This window comes from Agrobacterium sp. ST15.13.013, assembly GCF_027956525.1.
GTDB lineage: Bacteria > Pseudomonadota > Alphaproteobacteria > Rhizobiales > Rhizobiaceae > Agrobacterium > Agrobacterium salinitolerans.
The window spans coordinates 62,951-84,208 of the sequence record NZ_JAQKGP010000022.1 but is presented as its reverse complement, the minus strand read 5'-3'; the positions used below and the strand labels follow the sequence as shown (position 1 = coordinate 84,208).

Here is a 21,258-nt window from a genome sequence, read left to right as displayed (position 1 = left end):
CTCAGGCCCTCCCGAATTCGCGGACGCGCGGGTCGAGCATGGCGAGCAGCATGTCGGCGATGATGTTGCCGACGATCAGCGTTGCAGCCAGCACCATCATGAAGGTGGCGGTGACATAAACATCGCCCACCGCCATGGAGCCGACAATGGCCGGGCCGACGGTCGGCAGCGCGAAGATGATCGCGGTCTCGATTTCACCGCTCAACATATAGGGCAGCACCACGCCCTGATACATGACGAGGGGGTGCACGGCATTCGGCACCGCATGGCGCATGATGACGGCGCCTTCTGAAAGCCCCTTGGCGCGGGCCGTCTCGACATATTGCGCATTCAGCGTATCGAGCAGATTGCCGCGCATGACCCGCATATTGTAGGCAAGGCCGCCGAAGACGGCGATGGCGACCACCGGCCAGACATGGCTGACGAGATCGACGAATTTTGCCCACGACCAGGGTGCCCCACCATATTGCGGCGAAAAGAAACTGCCGATCTCCGACACGTCGAAATGAAACACCATGAGATAAACGAGGATCAGCGCCATCAGGAAACGCGGGATCGTCATGCCGAGGAAGGCGATGGTGGAGAGCAGATTATCGACCCAGGAATATTGCCGCGTAGCTGCCCATATGCCGAAACCGATGCCGAGAATGGACGCAAGGATGTGGCAGACCAGCGCCAGCGCAATGGTACGCGGCAGGCGTTCGCCAACCACATCGGCAACCGGCTTGTTGTAATAGAAGCTGTAGCCGAAATCGCCGCGGGTGACGATGCCCCCGATCCAGTTGAAATATTGAATGACGAGCGGCTTATCGAGGCCATGTTCGATACGATAGGCCTGCGCCTGCGCTTCCGCCTGTTCGAAGGACGCCCCGCCCTGGTTCATCAGCTGCGAGCGGATGTAGTCGGCATAATCGCCGGGCGGCGCCTGAATGATGGCGAAGGTCACCACGCTCAGGATCAGCAGCACCGGAATGGCGGATGCCACGCGTATCGTCAGAAATCTCAGCATCGAACGGTCTTCCTCGGTTTGGATGGGCCGTGTGTTGCCGGCCGCGCTTCACGCGCGACCGGTACCGGGTGTGCTCCGGGAGGAGTTCTTCAGGGTCTTGGCATTTTCAGACGAAAAAGCAGTGTCCGCTTTTTCGGGAAATGCTTTAGTTGATCGGCCCGCCCTCGCCCGGCTTGCCGGGAAGCTGCTGCGGGAAAAGTTCGTATTTGCCCTGCTTGTCGGCTGCGACCCACAGGCGTTCGCGGATGATGGAATCTTCGGCCCAGTTGAACATGAAGATCGGCGTGCCCTGCGGCACATTCGAGAACCGCTTGTTGACGATCAGTGCGCCGGGATATTCGGTGAGGCCAATCGTATAGAGGTTCTGCGTATAGACCTTCTGATATTGCTTCATCAGTTCCGCCCGCTCGGCATTGTCTTGCGACGAGATGAATTTGCGAACGATGTCGGCCATCTCCTTTTCGAACGGCATCAGATCGAGTTCCTTGCCTTCGGGCGAGCGATGGTTCCAGCTGGTGCGCGGGCCGACAGGGGCAAGCTGCTCGGTATTTTGCACCACGGATGAAAGCTCGGTTGAGTTGCGCCGCACCAGCCAGTCGAACTGTCCGCCATAATGGGCGGCGTCGCGCTGGTTGGAATCGAGACTGTTGATAACGACGCGCAGGCCGAGTTTCGCCATCTGGCCAACAAGACCTTCCGCGAGGCTCTTGTCCGTCGCGTAACCGTTATTGACGAGAAGGGTAATTTCGACATTGCGACCGCCCAGCGTTTCCTTCGGGAAATTCAGGAAACCATCGCCATCCGTGTCCTTCAGGCCGATCGAGGTGAGTGCGGCCTTGGCGCCCTCAAGGTCGAAGGGGTAATAGACCGTGGAGGCGCGATCATAAAAACTGGTGCCAGACGAAATGCCGCCCGGATAGATCGCCGTGAACGGACCCTTCACCAGCGAGTCGCCGACCGCCTTGCGGTCGATGGCCGATGTAACGGCCTGCCGGAACACCTCGTTGCGGTTCAGCTCGCGAATGGCCTGCCCGCGCTCGTCCGGATTGCCCCAGCCATTGGCGGAGAAGTTCATCTGCAGATTATAGCCGATGAGGCGCGGCCCGAAGGCAAGGCGGGCCGGCGCATTGGGCTCGGCGGCGCGTTTCAGTGAAGCGACGAAATTTTCCGGCTGTTCCAGGTTTGAGAAATCGCCAGATCCCGCCACGGCCTGCACATCACGATCTGCCCAGGTGGAGAGCTTGTAGTGAACTTCGTTGAGATAGGGCAGCTGCTGGCCCTTCTCATCGACCTTCCAGTAATAGGGGTTGCGACGCAGAACGATGAGATCGTCCGGCCGGTATGACACCGGCACCCATGCGCCCATGACCGGCATGTTCATATATTCCGGCGGGAACGCGTTCTTGAACTGGTTATAGGTGTTCTTGGAATATTTCGGATGCTGGGGCTTCAAGAGATGCGACGGCCCGGGGCAGAAGCTCGGATAGGCCATGGTGTAGAGATATTGTTTGGGAAACGCCGCCTTGAAAGTCCATTCGACGGTGTAGTCATCGACCCTCTTCAGCGTCGTTCCCTCGCCGAAAGCCTCAGGCGATGCGCCGCCGCCAAGCGGTGAGACATTGGGATCGATGACGGCGTCTTCCCAGTAGAACATCACGTCATCGGCGTTGAAGGGCTCGCCGTCGGACCACTTGGCACCCTTGACGAGATGCATCGTCAGCTTGTGGCCGTCTTCGGACCATTCCCAGCTTTTCGCCAGATTGGGCAGCGGTTCGGTATCCTTGGCATCCACCTGGAAGAGCGGCGCGGTGCGCGTCAGGCATTCGGAAAGGGCGATATCGATGCCGCCCCAGCCCTGGCTCTGGCCGGCAATGTAGTTCCAGCCCTCGGGCCTGCCGCCCACCACATGGCGCATCGTGTCGCCGTAAACACCCATGCCGTCGGGCATATTGCCGGTCTTGTAGACCAGAGGCTCTTCCGGCAGGCGCTCTTTCAAGGGCGGCAGCTTGCCGGTCTTTTCGAATTTCTCTGTGACCCAGTCAGGTTCGCTGTAGTCCGGCAGCGCCTTGAATTCGAGGATCGAGTCGCGCGCCACATAATTGATCTTGCCTTCGGCCGGAAATTGCGGCGGCTCGGGCGGCGTGGTGGTCTCGAAGGCATTCGCATTGAGTGCAATCATCGAAACACCGAGACCCAGTGCCGAGATGATACCGATCCTGCGTTGAAGTAACATCGTTCTTCCTCCCAAATGGCAGCTCTTCGAGCGCCCACCCCCTGTGATCGTTAAGACCGGACGGCGAACTCCCTTTCGCCACCGGCCTGTTTTCATGCTTTTTCCTCAGACAGCTTTCTTGAGTGCCGATTTTTCGGCCCGCAACTCTTCGATGGAACGCACATTGCGGCGGGCGGCCCCCGCCCAGTCACGCGTCTTGACGGTTGATTTCGCAAGCCGCTCCTTTGCTGCCGGAACGGCATCGGCATATTGCGGCAGCCAGCGCGCCTGCGCGACAACCATCTCATCCACCATCTGCCAGACCTCCTCCGGCGTGGCGACGGCGCCGACCAGCGGATCATGCAGCACGGCAAGCTTCAAAAGATCGATATCGCCGCTCACCGCCGCATGCACCGACATGCGCTGGACGTTGATGGAGGCCATGCAGGTGGCCGCACAGGCTTCCGGCAAGATGATGCCCGAGACCATATTGATGCCGAAACGGTCGACGAAACCGGGGGATTCGATGATGGCGTCCGCCGGCAGATTGCTGATGACGCCATTGTTCTTGACGTTGAAATGGCCGCGATAGACACGACCCGTCTCCAGCGCTTCAAGAATATGGCTTGCATGTTCGTTGGAGCGCTTGGCCGGATCGATCGGCTTGGCGGCAGACGCCAGAAACTGCGGAAACTCGGTTTCGAACCAGTTGCGCGTTTCCGTGGAGTGGCGAAGATACCCGCCGGTTTCGCCATGAATCCAGTCGGACATGTCGATCCAGCGACTGATCTCCTCCGGTCGCTTACGATACCACGGCAGATATTCGGAGAGGTGACCGTTGCTTTCGGTCGAATAGACGCCGAAACGCTTCAGCACGTCGATGCGCAGCTTCTCCTGCTGCGAGAAGACCGGATGCGCCTCGAAGGCAGCGATCAGTTCTTCCTTGCCAATCTTGCGACCGTTGAGCTTCAGATCGATGAACCATGTCTGGTGGTTGATGCCGGAGCAGATATAATCGAGTTCTCCAGGCGATTTCGCGCCGAGGATTTCGGCGATCTGTTCCGCGCCGTGCTGCACGCCGTGGCAGAGACCGACCGTGTCCACCTTGCCATATTCGATGGCCGCCCAGGTGTTCATGGCCATGGGGTTGGCATAGTTCAGGAATTTCGCACCCGGTGCTGCGACTTCGCGGATATCCTTGCAGAAATCCAGAATGACCGGAATGTTGCGCTGACCATAGAGAATGCCGCCAGCGCAGATCGTATCGCCCACGCACTGGTCGACGCCGTATTTCAGCGGAATGCGGATATCGTCGGCATAGGCTTCCAGACCGCCGACCCGCACGCAGCTGATGATATATTTCGCGCCCTCCAGCGCCCGGCGGCGGTCGGTATCGGCCGTCACCTTGACGGGGAGACCATTAGCCTCAACGATCTTGTCGAGGATCGCTCTGATCATATCCAGATTGTGCTGGCTGATATCCGTGAGCGCGACTTCAATATCGCGAAACTCCGGCACACACAGGAGATCGGTGAACAGTTTTTTCGTGAAGCCGACGCTGCCTGCGCCAATAATAGCGATTTTGAAACTCATAACGCCACCTCTGTTGCAAATCGAACGGGTGAAACGGGCCGAAGGATCGTAAAATGGCATTGCAGAAAAATACCGTTAAGAATCCCGTAAAACCGGCCTTCATCCCAATTTTTCAGCAACAATATCCTGCTGGCTGTCTCCTCGGATCGGGATTATGCGTATAATATCGGTGAGGGCCAGAGAAGGATTATGCTTTCATGGGTAATTTTGTGCTGCAAGATTTGATCGACCAGGGCCCCTGTATGCGAACAGTTTCGCTGCCGCGCGGCCGCCAGACGCTGCACACCATGCCGACCAGCAGCGGTTATGAAATCCGCCGCAGCGGCAATTACGACTGGGACGGGCGCAAGCGCGGCCAGACGCCGTTCACCGTGCTGCAATATTGTATCGGCGGACAGGGTAACCTGCGTTACGAGAACCGTCATTACGTCGTTAGGCCGGGCGAAACCCTGCTGCTGCTCATTCCTCACAATCACCGCTACTGGCTTGAAGAGGGCAAGCAATGGGAATTCTTCTGGATTTCCATGAATGGCGAGGAAGCATTGCGCATTCACCGCAATATCCTTTCCGTTACCGGCCCGATCCTCAAGCTCCAGCCCGAAACCGTGGATCATCTCGCCGAATGCTGTTCCCGCCTCGTCAATGGCGCGGAAACGCCAGGCGCTGCCTCCGCCGTTGCCTATGAGGCGGCGATGACGCTCTATGACGATGTCTTCGGTTCTCATCCATCTTTCGGGGGCGAATATCGCACCATGCAGCAGGTGCTGAGCTACATCGACATCCATCTCGGCGAACGGCTTTCGGTCAGCGACCTTGCGGCGGTGGCAGGCCTCAGCCGCGCACATTTTTCCCGCATCTTCGCGGCAAGCGAAGGCCTGTCGCCGGCGGAATTCGTGCTGCAGCGACGGCTCAGGCGTGCGGCCAAGCTTCTGACCTCGGCTGCCGACCTTCCCATCAAGGAAGTGTCGGTGCTGTGCGGGTTCGAGGACCCGAACTATTTCTCCAAGGTCTTTCGCAGGCTCTACGGCACCAACCCCAGCGAATTCCGCACCACCGGCATGTATGCGAGCGTGCGGCAGGGCTGAACGCAACGCGACTTCGTTTTGACATGTTTCAGGCGATTAAGGATGGGCGTTATGCCCCTTTTGGAGACCCGCCGAGGTGAAGAACATAATCCGGACGATCCTCGTTTTTCCGCTTCGGACGATCATCGTTTTCGCCCTGATCCTCGACGGTATTGTTCGCCCGCTCTACCGGCCCGTCATCAGGGCCCTATCCGGGCTGACATTCATCAGGCGACTGGAAAGCCGGATCGCGCGACTGCCGCGCCTTGCCATTCTCCTTTGCCTAGCCGTGCCCTTCGCCATCGCCGAACCCATGAAGATCATCGGTCTTCTTCTCATTGCCAATGGCGCCGTCAAGATGGGGTTGGTTCTCACGATCCTCGCCCATCTCGCAACATTCCTGATCGTCGAGCGCATCTATCACGCCGGCCGGGAAAAGCTCCTTACCTATCCCTGGCTTGCATGGATCATGCGCTATGTGCGTTTCGCACGGTCGTTTTACGATCGCCTCAAACTCGCGGCACTGAACTGGATCAGGCTCCGGCTTCTGGCGCAATAGAGGCAGATCGACCCGTCACTGTTTGCGACGCAGCTTTTTCAGCAGATATTCCGCAAGGGCGGTCGCCTGAAGCGAAACGAGAATAATAACGATGCCAAACACCACACGGGCCTCCGGCACTTCGTCAAACAGGAAATATCCGACTGCTGTCACGAACAGGATCGACAGATAGCTGACAGGCGCAAGGATGCTGGCATCGGCAACGCGATAGGCCCGCAGGAAGCAATATTGCCCCATCTGCGCCAGCAATCCGATGCCGAGCAGCGGAACCCAGTCGAATGACGCAACCGGTTTCCATGTCCAGATCGCCGGAACGGCGGTGATGACGGCGAGGCCCACCGTATAGAACACCATCATGACCGTGGTATTCTCCTGCCGCAGCGCCCGGGTCTGGATCACTGCCAGCGCGCCGAACACCACCGAGACCAGAACGACAACCACACTCGCGCCAAACTCCGCGCCTCCCGGCCCGATGACAACCAGAACGCCGACAAATGCAAGACAGGCACCGGTCCAGCGAAAACGGCTCACGCTTTCACCGAGAAAGGCAACAGCCATTGCCATCGTCACCAATGGCCGCGAGAAACCGATGGCATTGACGGTCGCAAGCGGCAAAAGGGTGATGGCGATGAAATTGCTGGTGAGTGCGATGGCGTTGCAGCAGATGCGGAAGATGTTGCGCCAGGGATATTTGACGCGCGCCATTTCGCGCCCGTGCCGCCAGATGAGTGGCAGGATGAACATCAGACCGATCATCGCCCTGATAAAGACAAGCTGGAAGGCGGGATAGGTGACGCCCTGCGCCTTGACGAGCGCGGTCATTCCGCCCGCAACAAGGGTCATATCCAGCAACAGCCAGCCTATGCCCGCGCGCGTATCCGTTTCGCGCGGGGTTTCCTGTTCTTCGCTTTGGCCGTCGCCATTCACGCCGGCTGCACAAGATTGGCCATAAGGCGGAAGGCCCCGGGCACAAGCTTGTCCATCTGGTGATGCAAAACAAGGCTGGTATGGGTGTGACGGCCCTTGCCTATGATACCGGAGACCAGCGCGCCCTTGAGCGGCTGCTCATCGACATCATGCATGGCGAGTAATGGCTCGTAGACATCATCCCAGCGCGCTGCGAAATAAAGCCCGCGTTCCTTGTCCCACCCCGCCCAGTCGGCGGCATTGATCCTGTTGGGGCCGGCAAGTAGCGGATGTTCGGGCGCCAGCACCGTTACCTCCGCCTGCGGGTCGGTTACACGCCAGCGCAAGGAAGGCCTGCCGATCTCAAGCCGTCTCACAGGCGTCGTCTCCGGATCCCATCCATCGGTCGGCCGGTGATAGAGCGTGACAAGATGGCCGCCGCCTTCAACGAAACGATGAAGCTTTTCCGTTGCAGCGGCCAGGTCGTTGCGGATTCCGAAGGCGAAGATGCCGATAACGATCGTCGTAAAAGATGACAGGTCGCCGCCAAGCGCCTGAGCATCGAGTTCGGAAACATTAAGACCCATGCGCGAAAGCCAAAGACCCACCCTGTCGGCGCCGCCGCCGACATAACCGACGTGTGCGCCCTCGGGCAGTTTGAGGTCCAGCGACAGGATATTCAAAACGGACGGCGCCAGAAACCTTGCCCTGCCGATATGCGGATAGGCGATGGGCGTGATCTGGAAAGCGGGTTGCGAACCGACAAGCGCTTCTATTCTGGCAAGGCCTGCCGTCGCATCGCCAGTGCGTTCCGCAATCCAGTCGCCGCCGTTTCTGCGCAGGTTCCAGCCGCCCGTAGTCCTGAACGACAGAGGCGCATCGGCGCCCTTCACATGCGCCTGAAAGACATGGGCATCCTGCCCCTTTCCAAGCGGAACCAAAAGGGCATCGGGCGCAATCGTCAGCGACTGCGCGGGCGTTACGAAAAACGGCTCCTCCAGATCGAAGGCGGCCGAGACCTTTCTGCCTTCAACCGTTGCGGAAAGCAGCACAAAGGCATGGCCATTGCCGCCCAGGGCTTTCCAGTCGGGCTGATAAAGCCCGGAAACAGCAGCATCCCGATCGGCGGCAAGCGAAAAGACCAGCGTCCTGCCACGCGACTGAACGCACGACGAGACACCCGCTGGAAGGACCGGCGTGACCTCGACGTCAAATTCGCCCGCCTTGTCTGAAAGCTCCACGGAAAGAACCGATGTTCCACCCGCAACGATCTCCCCCGGCTCGGCATAGGCCCGCTCGAAAACATCGAGCGCCGTCAGGATAGCGGCGTCGACCTGCAACCGCTTGCGTGCGATCCGATGCCCGTGCAGCTCCTTGAAATCCGCAGCTGCGGCTTCATCTACCGTCTGCAAAAGAGCCGCCGCAGCAAGAAGCGACGCCGTGATATTCCGCCTGTCGGGAAAGGCCGCGATTGCTTGGCTTATTGCCTGTTCGGCCTTGACCAGCGCCTTTGCCAGTTCGGCATCCAGCCCCGGAAAAGTCGCAAGGTCGGTGAGTGAAGACGGAAGCCTGTCGAGGATCGAGCTTTCCTCGCCGCCGACGGCATCCGAGAGTTCCAGATGCAGCGGCCAGACCTCCTGCGCCCGTTTCGGCCAATGACCCATTCCCTGCGAGGCATGATAATAACGCGACCATTCGCCGATGCGGTCATATTGCGCACCGGTGGCCGCCTCCTTGCCCGGAGCATTGACTATCAGCGTCGTCTCCGGCGGCGGCACTTCGTCATCATAGGTGTCGCCACCGCCAGACCATGCGGGAAGGTAATATTTGGCCACCTGCCAAGGTTTCAGCCCCTCGGCAATATGCTCGGGATAGGCGGCAGGATCGGCCGCCAGCGCGATGGCGTTCTTTGCCGCCCGCGTCATGGCGCGGTGGTGCCCATGCTGTCCCGGCACATCGAGAAAGGTCGGGATGACGATATCCGGGCGTTCCTTGCGGTAGGCGCGCACCAGCCGCTCGACGATGCGTTGCTGCCCCCAGCGGTTAAAGGTCTGGTCGCCATCCTTGGAAAAACCGAAGTCGTGAATGATATCCGCCGGGCCATGGCCGAGCCAGATGATATCCGCATCGATGACACGGGCGGCCTCCTCCAGCTCCCGCGACCGGATGACGCCAAGCGCGCCCAGCCTTTCCGGCCCCAGCGCATTCTGCCCGCCCTCGCCGCGTGTGGAGCAGGCGATGATGATCCGCATACCGAGTTTCATGCGAAAATAGGCCAGAAGTCCGTTCTGCTCGTCGTCGGGATGCGCGCCGGTGTGCATGACGGTCACGGTGGATTTCAACGCGCTCAGCTTGCGGTGCAGGCGGACAAGCCACGGATCGGCCATCTGCCGTTCGATGCGCTCCCGAGGGTTAAGCATGGGCGGTCTCCTCCAAATTTCAACCGGGTGCCTGCGTTGCAGCTCCCGTGGATGTCTCGAGTTTTGGTGTGACGATGTCGAACAGCGGCAAGGCGGCCGCACCGAGTGCCGCCGTCAACTGTCCGGATTTGCCGTGCATGACACGCGGCAGTTCCCGCTGTCGCCGGCTTGCGACCGAGGTTGGCAAAGTGCCCATCCGCGCAATGACTGCACTGATGACGATCTCAGGCAGCGCACCGCCGAGAATGACAGTCTGCGGATCGAGAATATTCTCGAGCATCGCAACCATGGGCGCCAGATGGGCGGCGGCATCTTCGATCCATTCCATCACCACCGGATTGCCCGCTTTGAACAGGGCTTCCAGATCGTCAAGCTCCGTATCCGCGACACCGGCGCAGACAAGTTTTTCCTTCAGCACGTAAACGGAGGCATAGGCTTCGAGGCACCCTCTCTGCCCGCAGGAGGGGCAAGGCCTTCCCTTTGGCGAGACGGTCACGTGGCCGATTTCGCCGGCATTTCCGAATGCGCCGCGATAGGGTGAACCATCCTGAATGATACCGAGGCCGATACCGACGCCGAAATAGATCATGCAGAAATTTGGGATGGCCAGGCCCGCACCGAACAGCCGTTCGCCGACAGCGGCGGCCGTCGCATCGTTTTCCACCACGACCGGCTGACCGCAGGCTTCCCCCAGCATCTGCCGGGCATCGATGCCGCCCCAGCCGGAAAGCGTCGTCGGCCCGACGGACGTCATGCCATCAATCTCGAAAGGACCGGGCATGACAACCCCGGTGCCAAGCAGCTTGCAGCCGAGATTTTTCGCAACGGCAGCGTGCTCGGCGGCAAAAGTCTTGAATATGGCGTCCGGCGTCGTGTCCTTGAGGGGTGTAACACGATGGGTACGCAACACGCCGGCAAGATCGAGGCCGACCGTGACCATATGGTCGGCGGCAATTTCCACGCCGATGGTCGCTCCGCCATCCGGATTGACCGCGAACTGGATCGGCGGCTGGCCCCTGCCGGTGCGACGACGGCCGAGTTCCTTGAGCAATTCCTCGCCAACCAGCTCGTCGACGATATTGGCAACCGCCTGCGGGGTAAGATGGGTAATCTTGGCAATCTGGGCGCGACCGAGTGAGCCATGCCGCCGGACGAGGTCGAGAACGACTCGCCTGTTGTGCTCCCGGCTGCGCTCGGGATTTTTTCCGATTGCTACGGGATAAGCGTCCACCGTGTGCACCGTCATCTCTTCAACTTCCCGTCTGTTGGAAAATTCATAGCGTCGAATTGAGGATAAGCGCAATATAATAATTCAAGTAAATTATCTTATTGACAAACGGACGCCTTCAGAGAACCGTAGAGGGCGACCGGGGGTCAGGTTTGCATGGGGCGGAAGAGGAAACTCCGCGGCCGGCGAATCGATGAGCGCGCGCGAAAGCGCGAATAAAGGGAACGATCGCTCCGCATCCGGAAGACCGGACGGAGGAAAAGGAGGCTTACATGCGCAGGGCAACTCTGTTCGCCGGCTTGGTCGCCGGTTTCAGCACATTTGCATTCAACGCCGCGCAGGCGGTGGAAATCGAATATTGGCAATATGTCTTCGACACCCGTGTGAAAGCCATGGACGAGCTGATCGCGGAATTCCAGAAGGCCAATCCTGATATCACCGTCAAGCAGGTGACCTTTCCTTACGCCGACTACCAAACGCGCGTGATCGCCGCCAACATGTCCGGCAATGGCCCGGACGTGATGCAGCTGTTTTACGGCTGGCTCGACAAGTTCGCAGCCGGGGGCATTTTGCAGCCACTGCCGGCCGATACCTTCCCGCATGACAAGATCGAAAGCGAATTTTTCCCGATCGTCAGCGCCATGAAACGCGGCGACGACTATTATGGCCTGCCGACAGCGGTTCGTTCGCTGGCGCTGTTCTACAACAAGAAGCTCTTCACCGACGCCGGTCTCGATCCCTCCAATCCACCGAAGACGCTCGATGAATTCGTCGCCGCCGCGGAAAAGATCGCCAAGCACGATGCCGCCGGAAACCTCACCGTTGCCGGTTCCACGCTCGACATGGGTGGACAGGACCATCAGTGGTGGCGTGAAGTCCTCATCCGCCAGTATGGCGGCGAGCCCTATACCGACAACGACCAGAAGGTCGCCTATAATAGCGAGCCGGGCATTCAGGCCCTGAAATTCTATACCAGCCTGCAGCTTGAAAAGAAGATCGGCCAGGTGGGTTTCATGGATGAGGGCCAGGCCGCCTTCCGCGCCGGCAAGGCGGGCATGACCATCGACGGCACCTTCCGGCTCGGCTCGTTCCGCACCATCAAGGATTTCGAGTGGGGCGTGACCGAACTTCCCACCAATGACAAGAATATTCGCTCCAACTATGCAAGCTACTTCGCCAACGGCATCAGCGCCAAGACCACGGGTGAAGAGCTTGAGGCCTCCAAGAAGTTCCTTGCCTATATCTCTTCCCCGGAAGCCATGGCGATTTGGCTGAAGACGGTGGGCGAGTTGCCGGCGCGGCGCTCGGCGGCACTGACCGAAGAAAACCTGAAGGACCCGATCTACGCGCCGTTCCTGAAGGGTCTGGAATATGCGCATACGACGCTGTTCATGGATGAGGCAGCCCAGCGGCAAAACGCCATCGACATGACAAACCGTGTCCTGCTCGAGGGCCAGTCGGTTGAAGACTCCGTCAAGCAGGCCGCCGAGGCCGAGCAGGAAATCATCGACGCGGCGAAACCCTGAAAACCGCAGGTCCAACAATGACAGCGATAGATCAACAAGGGGCGGCATCCGGCCGCCCCGGCGGCTCCTTCGGAGATCGCCTTTCCATGCGCACCAAACGGCTTTTGTGGATCTGGAGCTTTTTGGCGATCCCGATCCTGTTTTACAGCGTCATCCGGTTTTACCCGACACTGCAGGCCTTCTATCTGTCCTTCACCAACTGGGACTTGCTCAGGCCAGCAAAGTTCATCGGCGCCGCCAATTACGTCAAGCTGTTCAAGGATCCGCAATTCTGGAAGGTGTTCAAAAACACCTTCACCTATCTCATCGTCGGCACGCCGATCAGTCTCGTCCTTGCTTTCGTCATCGCCTTTTATCTCGACCGGGTGCGCATTCTGCATGGTTTCATTCGCGCGCTGTATTTCCTGCCCTATTTGACGACTGCAGCGGCCATGGCCTGGGTCTGGCGCTGGTTCTATCAGCCGCCGCCCATCGGCATCATCAACGACGTGTTCGGCATGATCGGCATTCCCCAGCAGCCCTTCATCCGCTCCACCGATCAGGCGCTCTATTCGGTCATGGTGACAGCCATCTGGGCGGGGCTCGGCTTCCAGATCATCATCTTCATGGCCGGCCTGCGTGCGATTCCCACGACATTCTACGAAGCCGCCCGCATCGACGGGCTGGGTGAATGGGCGATCCTGCGCAAGATCACGCTGCCGCTTCTGAAACCAACCACGGTTTTCCTCGTGGTGTTTTCCTCCATCGGCTTCCTTCGCATCTTCGACCAGGTCTACAACATGACCACCAATGATCCGGGCGGCCCGCTCGGTTCAACCAAGCCGCTGGTGCTGATGATCTACCAGACTGCGTTCAATTCCTATGCCATGGGTTATGCCGCAGCACAGACGGTCGTCCTGTTCACCATTCTTCTTGTCGTATCGCTGGTCCAGCTCTGGGTCCTGAGGGAAAAGAAATGAGCGAAGCGCCGCCACTCTCCCACGCCCGCATCCGCCCCGGCCGCATCGTCACCTGGACGCTGCTGTTCATCGGCGGCCTGATCATGATCTCGCCGCTGCTCTTCATGTTTTCGACCTCGTTCAAGACGGCGGATCAGGTTTACGATCTACGTCTCATTCCGGCAGCACCCACGCTTGCAAACTACATCACCGTCATGGCCGATGGCCGTTTCCTGCGCTGGTTCTTCAACTCCATGCTGGTTGCGGTCATCGTTACCGTGTCCAACTGCTTCTTTGACAGTCTTGTCGGCTACACGCTGGCGAAATTCGAGTTCCGCGGTCGTTATTTTATCTTCCTCGCAATCCTCTCGACGCTGATGATACCGACCGAAATGCTCGTCATTCCCTGGTATCTGATGTCCAGTCAGCTCGGCTGGCTCGACAGCTACTGGGGCATCATGTTCCCGGGCATGATGACGGCCTTCGGCACCTTCCTGATGAAGCAGTTCTTCGAGACGGTTCCGAACGACTTCATCGAGGCCGCGCGCGTCGACGGGCTCAACGAATTCCAGATCTGGTGGAAAGTCGCCCTGCCGCTCGTCACACCGGCGCTCTCCGCACTCGCGATCTTCACCTTCCTCGGCAACTGGACAGCCTTCTTCTGGCCACTGATCGTCACGACAAGCAAGGAGCTTTACACGCTGCCGGTCGGTCTTTCGAGCTTTGCCGTGGAACAGCAAATCCAGTGGGAAATGATCATGACGGGCGCCGCCATTGCGACCATCCCCACCCTCATCGTCTTCATCGTCCTGCAACGCTACATCGTTCGCGGTGTGATGCTGGCGGGTCTGAAAGGATAATATCATGGCCGATATGAACCCGCGCCTGTCCGACACCAGCAAGTTTCCCGACCCTGTCTATAAGGAAACCGTGCTGCGCCCGCTGTTCGACGGTGCCAAGAACCACCATGTCGACGGCTTCCGCCGTATCGACCGCGCCCATCTGGTCATGCTGCGCGAAACCGGCATTCTCGATGCCGAAACAGCGGCGAAGATCGCCGGCGCGCTTGAGGATATCGACAGGACCATCGAGCCATCGGAGCTGGTCTATACCGGCGAAGTCGAGGATTTCTTCTTCCTGATCGAGAAGGAGCTGAAAGCCCGCATCGGCGTCGATGTAGCCGGCCGCCTTCACACGGCGCGTTCACGCAACGATATCGATCACACGCTGTTCAAGATCGGCCTCAAGGACAAGATCGACACGCTCACCGCCAAGGCGCGCGTTCTCTTAAAAGCGCTGATCGATGCCGCCGAGCGCAATCAATCCACCCTGATCGTAGCCTATACGCATGGTCAGCCGGCCCAGCCCACCACCTTCGGCCACTACCTTTCCGCCGCCATCGAAGTGCTGATCCGGGATATCGAGCGTTTTGCCGAAGCGCGACGCATCGTCGATCTGTCGCCGATGGGCGCCGCCGCCATCACCACGTCAGGTTTTCCCATCGACCGGGCGCGGGTTGCCGAATTGCTGGGGTTTGCCGCACCCTTACGCAATTCCTATTCCTGCATCGCCGCCGTGGATTATACAACAGCGACCTATGGCGCGATCGAACTGATGTTCCTGCATCTCGGCCGGCTTATTCAGGATTTCCAGTTCTGGACGAGTTTTGAGGTCGGCCAGATCTATGTACCGAATTCGCTGGTGCAGATTTCCTCGATCATGCCGCAGAAACGCAACCCGGTGCCGATCGAACATCTGCGCCACCTCGCCAGCCAGACATTCGGCCGGGCACGCACGGTGCTGGATGTAATGCACAACACGCCCTTCACCGACATGAATGACAGCGAGGGCGAGACGCAGGGTATGGGTTATGAAGCCTTCACTTCTGCCAGCCGGGTACTCGATCTTCTCGCCAGCCTCGTTGGCCAGATCAGCATCGATCCTGAAAGGGTCGACCAGAATATTCGCCGCTCCTGCATCACCATCACCGAACTGGCGGATTCACTTGTCCGCATCGAAGACCTGTCATTCCGTCAGGCGCATGAAATTGCCGCGACTGTTGCCAAGAGCGTCGTCGCGCTGAAGGGCGATCTGCCGAATGAGGGTTACCAACCGTTCCTCAAGGCGTTTCGGGAACTGGCAGGACGCGATACCGGCATCGACGAGGAAAAATTTAAGCAGATCGTCTCGCCGGAACACTTTGTCGCCGTGCGCAGCCGCTTCGGCGGCCCGGCGCCTGAACCCATGCGGGAAGCGATTGCGGCATACCGCAACAGGCTCGGCGCTTTTGCGGCGGAAGCACGGCGTTTCGCCGATCACGAAGCGGCGAAAGCCGCCGAACTGGCAGAGAAATTCACCGCCCTGACGGGAGCGCGATAATGGCGACAATCGAACTCAATCAACTCGTGAAGCGCTACGGCAAGGTCGAAGCAGTCAAGGGCATAGACCTTGCCATTGAAGACGGCGAGTTCGTCGTTTTTGTCGGCCCCTCCGGCTGCGGAAAATCCACCACCCTTAGAATGATCGCGGGTCTGGAGGAAATTTCCGACGGCACGCTGAAAATCGCCGGAAACGTCGTCAACGAGAAAGAACCGAAGCAGCGCAACATCGCCATGGTCTTTCAGAATTATGCGATCTACCCGCATATGACGGTTCGCCAGAATATCGGTTTCGGACTTTATACATCAAAGCTCGACAGGGCGGAAAAGAACCGCCGCATCGAAGAGGCCGGCCGGGTGCTGGGGCTTGAGGCCCTGCTCGACCGCCGTCCTGCCGCTTTGTCGGGCGGCCAGCGGCAGCGCGTCGCCATCGGCCGCGCCATGGTGCGCGATCCTGCTGCCTTTCTTTTCGATGAGCCGCTCTCCAATCTAGACGCGCAGTTGAGATCGCAGATGCGCATTGAAATCAAACGCTTGCACCAACGTCTTAAGACGACAACCGTCTACGTCACCCATGATCAGGTGGAAGCCATGACCATGGCGGATCGTATCGTGGTGATGAAGGACGGCCACATATTGCAGGTCGGCACGCCGACGGAACTTTACGAAACACCCGTCGACATCTTTACCGCACGCTTCATAGGCAGCCCCTCGATGAACCTCCTGCGCGGAACCAGCGCCGGCGACAGCGTTGCGCCCTCGGCCACGGGAGACCTTCTGATCGGCGTCAGGCCGCATGATCTGCTGGTCGGCGAGAACGGTGCTGCTCAGGCGACGTTCACGCTTGAGGGAACGGTAACGGCGGTCGAGCCGCTCGGGCCGGAGACGCTTGTTCATCTGGACACCGACACCAGTTCGGTGATCGCCACTGCGCGAAGCAAAACCATTCCGGCCGTCGGCAGCCGGCTGCAATGCCAGGCGGAGCGAGGTTCGCTTTATCTTTTCGACGCCAAGACGGAAAAGCTTCTGGGCCGCGCATGATGACAACGGAAAAAACTGCCGTCATCAGCGTCGGCCGGATCTATTGCGACCTCATTTTCACCGGGCTTGACGAATTGCCGGTGCTCGGCCGGGAACTGTTTGCCCGCGACATGGAAATTGCCGCCGGCGGCGGAGCTTTCATTGCCGCCGCGCATTTCGCCCATATCGGCCGACCCGTTGCGCTGCTGGCAAGGCTCGGCACCGACACGTTTTCGCGAGATATCGGTGAGAAAATGGCGCGAAGCGGCGTCGACCTGCAGTTTTTGGAACATTCAGCAGATGCCGGACCGCAAGTCACGGTGGCGACAGTGGTTGGTCAGGACCGGGCTTTTTTGACGCGTCGCGCCGGTGCCGCCCGGCCTTCGACGCTGGATGCCGCCTTTGCGTGGGAAACCGCCCGGCATCTGCACATCGCCGAATTCGCCACTCTGCATGAGATGCCCGACCTGGTCTCCCGCGCCAAGGCAAGCGGATTGTCCGTTTCGCTCGACCCAAGCTGGGATGCTTCGCTGATCTATGACAAGGGCCTGCTCCAGGCCTGTGCCGGCGTCGACGTTTTTTTGCCGAATCTCGAAGAGGCCGAAGCAATCACTGGTCATTCTGACCCGGAAATCGCGATCCGCGCTTTATCAGAGGCGTTTCCCGTCGTGGCTTTGAAAGGTGGCGCGCAGGGGGCGTGGGTTTCCTCTCAGAGGGGGCTGCGGCATGTAGCGGCCCAGAAAGTCCCGGTTATCGATACGACCGGCGCAGGCGACGCCTTTAATGCCGGTTTTCTCGATGCGTGGCTTGAGGGACAGGACGAACAGCGATGCCTCAAAGCCGGGGTCGCTGCGGGCAGCCTTGCCGTGCAGGCGGCAGGCGGCGCACCAAGGGAGACGGCCGCCGCTTGAGGCATCCCGCCTGTTTCACTCTCCCCGCGGAAAACGCTGGTTTTCCTCCAGCACGTTGAGGTCCATGTGGTTGCGCATGTAGCGTTCCGAGGCTTTCTGCAGGGGCTGGTAATCCCATGGATAATAAGCCCCGTTGCGCAACGCCTTGTAGACCACCCAGCGCCGCGCCTGACTTTCGCGAACGGCAGCGTCGAAGACCGGCAATTGCCAGCGCCGACCAATCTCGGCGGAAAGCGATGAAAGCACATCGCGCAAAGCCGGATCGCCGGCAAGGTTCGTGCGCTCTTCCGGATCAGCCTCAAGATCGTAAAGCAGCGGCGGATCGGCTTCGCAAACCGACAGCTTGTAGCGCCCATCGCGAAGGGCAACGAGCGGTGCTATCGAGCCTTCGGCGGCATATTCCATCGGCACCGGGCCACGCCCGCCGGTTCCCTTGGCAAGCGCCGCCAGATCCTCGCCATCCGTCCAGCGTTTGAGCGAAGTGATATCGAGACCCGCCAGCCCGCACAGCGTCGGCGTGACATCGAGTGTCGAGACCGGCGTGTCGATCAAAGCCGGCTGCCAGCCGGGTGCGGCCACCATCAGCGGTACACGAGCGGAGCCTTCGAAGAAACACATCTTGAACCACAGGCCACGCTCGCCCAGCATATCGCCATGGTCCGACAGGAAGAGAATGATGGTGTCGTCCTCCATCCGTGTCGCTTTCAACACGTCGAGGATTTCGCCGATCTTTTCGTCGATATAGGAGATATTGGCGAAATAACCGCGCCGTGCCCGGCGTATCTGCTCGCCTGTGATCTCGAATGCCCCATGATCGCAGGCTTCCAGCAGCCGCTTCGAATGCGGGTCCTGCTCCTCGAAGGCAATCGCCTGCGACTGCGGATCGAGCGCCGGGCAGTCCTCGTATAGATCCCAGAACTTGCGCCGCGCCACATAGGGATCGTGCGGATGGGTGAAGCTGACAGTCAGGCACCACGGCCGCTCATCGAGGCGGCGCGACAGGTCGTAAAGCTTGCGGGTGGCGTTGTAGGCCACCTCGTCATCATATTCCATCTGGTTAGTGATTTCCGCGACACCAGCGCCGGTCACCGAACCGAGATTGTGATACCACCAGTCGATCCGCTCGCCCGGCTTGGTATAATCAGGCGTCCAGCCGAAATCAGCCGGATAGATATCAGTCGTCAGGCGCTCCTCGAAGCCATGCAGCTGGTCCGGGCCGACGAAATGCATCTTTCCCGAAAGACCGGTGTAGTAACCCGCCGCCCGCAGGTGATGCGCATAGGTCGGAATATCGGAAGCGAATTCGGCGGCATTGTCATAGACCCGTGTCCGGCTTGGCAACTGCCCGGACATGAAGGAGGCGCGCGCCGGCGCGCAGAGCGGACTTGCCGTATAGGTATTGGCGAAGCGCACAGAGCGCTTCGCCAATGTTTTGAGATGTGGTGCGTAGAGAAAATCGGCCGGGCCATCGGGAAAAAACGTCCCGTTGAATTGGTCGGCCATCAGGATCAGAATATTGGGACGCGGCATTTCCACTTTCCGATTTTAGAGGCCAAGCTTGCCTTTGACGGCGTCCGCACCCGGCTTGCCATCCAGCGTGGTGACACCCTGCAGCCAGCCATCCAGCGATTTGGGATTCGCCTTCAGCCAGGCCGTCGCCGCGGCCTTGGAATCTTCGCCGCCGAGGATGGAACCCATCAGGCTGTTTTCCATGCCAATATCGAATTTGAGGTTCTTGAACAGCGTCGCCGCATTCGGGCATTGCTGCGGCCAGCCGGTGCGGGCGAGCGTGTAGACTTCCGCGCCGCCGAAATTCGGGCCGAAATAGGCGTCCCCGCCGGAGAGATAGGCGATATCGATCTTCTCATTCATCGGATGCGGCGCCCAGGCGAGGAATACCACGGCCTTTTTGTCCCTGCCCGCCCGCTCCACCTGCGCCAGCATGGCTTGCTCGCCGGATTCGACGAGTTGCCAGCCTTTCAGGCCGAAATCATTGGCGTCGATGATCTTCTGGATATTCTGGTTGGCCGGCGCGCCCGGCTCGATGCCGTAAATCTTGCTTTCGAACTCATCGGCGTGTTTGGCGAGATCGGCGAAATCCTTCACGCCCTTTTCCGCCATATAGGCCGGCACCGCCAGCGTGAACTTGGCGCCTTCGAGGTTCTTCGTCATCACCTCTGCCGCCTTGGCGGCATCAAGATCATCTACGAAGGATTTCTGCGCCGGCATCCAGTTGCCGAGAAAAACGTCGATCTCGCCGTTCTTCATCGCCTGATAGCCGATCGGCACTGACAGCGTCTTGACGTCGGCCTCATAGCCAAGCGCATCGAGCAGCACGGACGCGACACCATTGGTGGCGGTGATGTCGGTCCAGCCGGGATCGCTGAGGCGGATGGTCTTGCAGGCCGCGTCATCGGCCGCCTGAAGCGGGGTGGAGAAGGCTGCCACCGACAGGATGAGACCGGCGGCGATGCGATGCAGATGAGAAATGGTTTTCATTGCGGCTCCCCTTTTATCAATCCAGTTTATTGAACACCACGTTGCTTTTGCCTGTGAAGCGGGTATTTTTCGATGGTTGATATAAGGAATTTTAATGTCAGACCGGCCGCTCGATCTGGGATGGATGCGCATTTTCACCGAGGTTGCCCGCCGCGGCAGCCTGACGGCGGCGGCGGCATCCCTGCGGCTGACGCAACCGGCCGTAAGCTATCAGATTCGCCGCCTGGAGGAGGAACTGGGCGTAGCGCTCGTGCAGCGCAGACATCGCGGCATCGAACTAACGGCCGAGGGACAAAAACTATTCGAGATTGTTTCACGCAATGTTGACGCCATCGACCATCTCGCACAACAGCTTCGCCGGACGGAGGAACGGCAGACCATCCGCCTGCACACGGACTATGCCTTTTCTTCCTTATGGCTCATCCCGCGCATGCATGGCTTTCGAACGCTCAATCCGGATATCAATATCCAGATCGTCGCCACGCAGGATCCGCTGGGCCAGGGCAAGCACGATAGCGACGTGATGATCATTTTCGGCACGCGGCAGGAGGCCGGCGACGGCGCGGTGCTGCTACTTTCGGAAAAGGTCACGCCGGTCTGCTCGCCTGCCCTGCTGACCGAGACACCGGCATCCGCAACCGTTGCGGATTTTTCGCGACGGAAGCTCATTCACCTCGAAAACACCTCGCAAGCGCACTGGTTCGACTGGCCTTCCTACTTCAAGCATTTCGGCGTGCAGAGACCGGCCGACCACGATGGCGGCGACATCAGCTTCAACAATTACACCATGGTGGTGCAGGCAACCATTGGCGAGCAGGGTTTCGCGCTCGGCTGGGCCGGACTGGTCGATCCGTTGCTTCAGGCCGGCGTGCTGGTGACGGCAGGCCCAAGCCTCGATGCACCGGGGCGCGGCTACTGGCTGATGCGACCGAAAAGCAGCGACACCGCGGTGAGAAAACTCACCGGCTGGCTGATCGACGAGCGGCGGTAACGCC

At 59.6% G+C, this 21,258-nt stretch carries 17 protein-coding genes; 9 read left to right on the top strand and 8 right to left on the bottom strand.

Features of this window, described 5'->3' with window-relative positions; genetic code table 11:
• Position 1: 1 nt before the first annotated feature.
• From PL597_RS20240 to PL597_RS20230, 3 genes are all read right to left on the bottom strand, one after another.
• On the bottom strand, positions 2 to 1,009 hold the full coding sequence (locus PL597_RS20240) for an ABC transporter permease (protein ID WP_271366115.1): 1,008 nt from the start codon (positions 1,007 to 1,009) through the stop codon (positions 2 to 4).
• Between the two features lie 145 nt (positions 1,010 to 1,154).
• On the bottom strand, positions 1,155 to 3,242 hold the full coding sequence (locus PL597_RS20235; RefSeq protein ID WP_271366113.1) for an ABC transporter substrate-binding protein: 2,088 nt from the start codon (positions 3,240 to 3,242) through the stop codon (positions 1,155 to 1,157).
• 105 nt (positions 3,243 to 3,347) lie between these two features.
• Complete coding sequence (locus PL597_RS20230; RefSeq protein WP_271366112.1) at positions 3,348 to 4,814, bottom strand: alpha-glucosidase/alpha-galactosidase; 1,467 nt, start codon at positions 4,812 to 4,814, stop codon at positions 3,348 to 3,350.
• Between the two features lie 197 nt (positions 4,815 to 5,011).
• Here PL597_RS20230 and PL597_RS20225 point away from each other — a divergent pair, with 197 nt between their 5' ends.
• Positions 5,012 to 5,899 carry an AraC family transcriptional regulator gene (locus PL597_RS20225; protein ID WP_077983929.1) on the top strand — a complete coding sequence of 296 codons (888 nt, stop codon included), beginning with the start codon at positions 5,012 to 5,014 and terminating at the stop codon, positions 5,897 to 5,899.
• Between the two features lie 76 nt (positions 5,900 to 5,975).
• The gene (locus PL597_RS20220; RefSeq protein WP_271366110.1) at positions 5,976 to 6,437 is read left to right on the top strand and encodes a hypothetical protein; all 462 of its coding nucleotides are present in this window, start codon (positions 5,976 to 5,978) and stop codon (positions 6,435 to 6,437) included.
• Between the two features lie 15 nt (positions 6,438 to 6,452).
• Here PL597_RS20220 and PL597_RS20215 read toward each other — a convergent pair whose 3' ends face one another.
• Genes PL597_RS20215 through PL597_RS20205 form a run of 3 tightly spaced genes read right to left on the bottom strand, consistent with a single transcriptional unit; the run spans position 6,453 to position 11,009 of the window.
• On the bottom strand, positions 6,453 to 7,364 hold the full coding sequence (locus tag PL597_RS20215; RefSeq protein WP_271366109.1) for a DMT family transporter: 912 nt from the start codon (positions 7,362 to 7,364) through the stop codon (positions 6,453 to 6,455).
• On the bottom strand, positions 7,361 to 9,763 hold the full coding sequence (locus tag PL597_RS20210; RefSeq protein WP_271366107.1) for a PIG-L family deacetylase: 2,403 nt from the start codon (positions 9,761 to 9,763) through the stop codon (positions 7,361 to 7,363). The genes PL597_RS20215 and PL597_RS20210 overlap by 4 nt, the downstream gene beginning before the upstream one ends.
• Positions 9,764 to 9,782: 19 nt before the next feature.
• Positions 9,783 to 11,009, bottom strand: coding sequence for an ROK family transcriptional regulator (locus PL597_RS20205; protein WP_271366106.1), 1,227 nt, complete (start codon positions 11,007 to 11,009; stop codon positions 9,783 to 9,785).
• A gap of 254 nt (positions 11,010 to 11,263) precedes the next feature.
• Here PL597_RS20205 and PL597_RS20200 point away from each other — a divergent pair, with 254 nt between their 5' ends.
• From PL597_RS20200 to PL597_RS20175, 6 genes are read left to right on the top strand one after another with little or no spacing between them, the layout of a single operon-like run.
• Positions 11,264 to 12,517, top strand: a complete 1,254-nt coding sequence (locus PL597_RS20200; protein WP_271366105.1) for an extracellular solute-binding protein — start codon at positions 11,264 to 11,266, stop codon at positions 12,515 to 12,517.
• A gap of 17 nt (positions 12,518 to 12,534) precedes the next feature.
• Positions 12,535 to 13,476, top strand: a complete 942-nt coding sequence (locus PL597_RS20195; RefSeq protein ID WP_080793591.1) for a carbohydrate ABC transporter permease — start codon at positions 12,535 to 12,537, stop codon at positions 13,474 to 13,476.
• Entirely contained in the window at positions 13,473 to 14,315 is an 843-nt protein-coding gene (locus PL597_RS20190) for a carbohydrate ABC transporter permease (protein WP_080793593.1), read from the top strand. Before PL597_RS20195 ends, PL597_RS20190 begins: the two co-directional genes overlap by 4 nt.
• A gap of 4 nt (positions 14,316 to 14,319) precedes the next feature.
• Entirely contained in the window at positions 14,320 to 15,834 is a 1,515-nt protein-coding gene (argH, locus tag PL597_RS20185) for an argininosuccinate lyase (protein ID WP_271366104.1), read from the top strand.
• Positions 15,834 to 16,874, top strand: coding sequence for an ABC transporter ATP-binding protein (locus PL597_RS20180; protein ID WP_149148146.1), 1,041 nt, complete (start codon positions 15,834 to 15,836; stop codon positions 16,872 to 16,874). Before argH ends, PL597_RS20180 begins: the two co-directional genes overlap by 1 nt.
• Positions 16,871 to 17,764: a carbohydrate kinase family protein gene (locus tag PL597_RS20175; protein WP_149148147.1), complete on the top strand. Its 894-nt coding sequence runs from the start codon at positions 16,871 to 16,873 to the stop codon at positions 17,762 to 17,764. Before PL597_RS20180 ends, PL597_RS20175 begins: the two co-directional genes overlap by 4 nt.
• Positions 17,765 to 17,779: 15 nt before the next feature.
• On the opposite strand, the gene betC is transcribed toward PL597_RS20175, so the two are convergent.
• Entirely contained in the window at positions 17,780 to 19,294 is a 1,515-nt protein-coding gene (gene betC, locus PL597_RS20170) for a choline-sulfatase (RefSeq protein WP_149148148.1), read from the bottom strand.
• Between the two features lie 15 nt (positions 19,295 to 19,309).
• Complete coding sequence (locus PL597_RS20165; protein WP_149148149.1) at positions 19,310 to 20,263, bottom strand: choline ABC transporter substrate-binding protein; 954 nt, start codon at positions 20,261 to 20,263, stop codon at positions 19,310 to 19,312.
• Between the two features lie 94 nt (positions 20,264 to 20,357).
• Here PL597_RS20165 and PL597_RS20160 point away from each other — a divergent pair, with 94 nt between their 5' ends.
• Positions 20,358 to 21,254, top strand: a complete 897-nt coding sequence (locus tag PL597_RS20160; RefSeq protein ID WP_271366101.1) for a choline sulfate utilization transcriptional regulator — start codon at positions 20,358 to 20,360, stop codon at positions 21,252 to 21,254.
• The last annotated feature ends 4 nt before the right edge of the window (positions 21,255 to 21,258 follow it).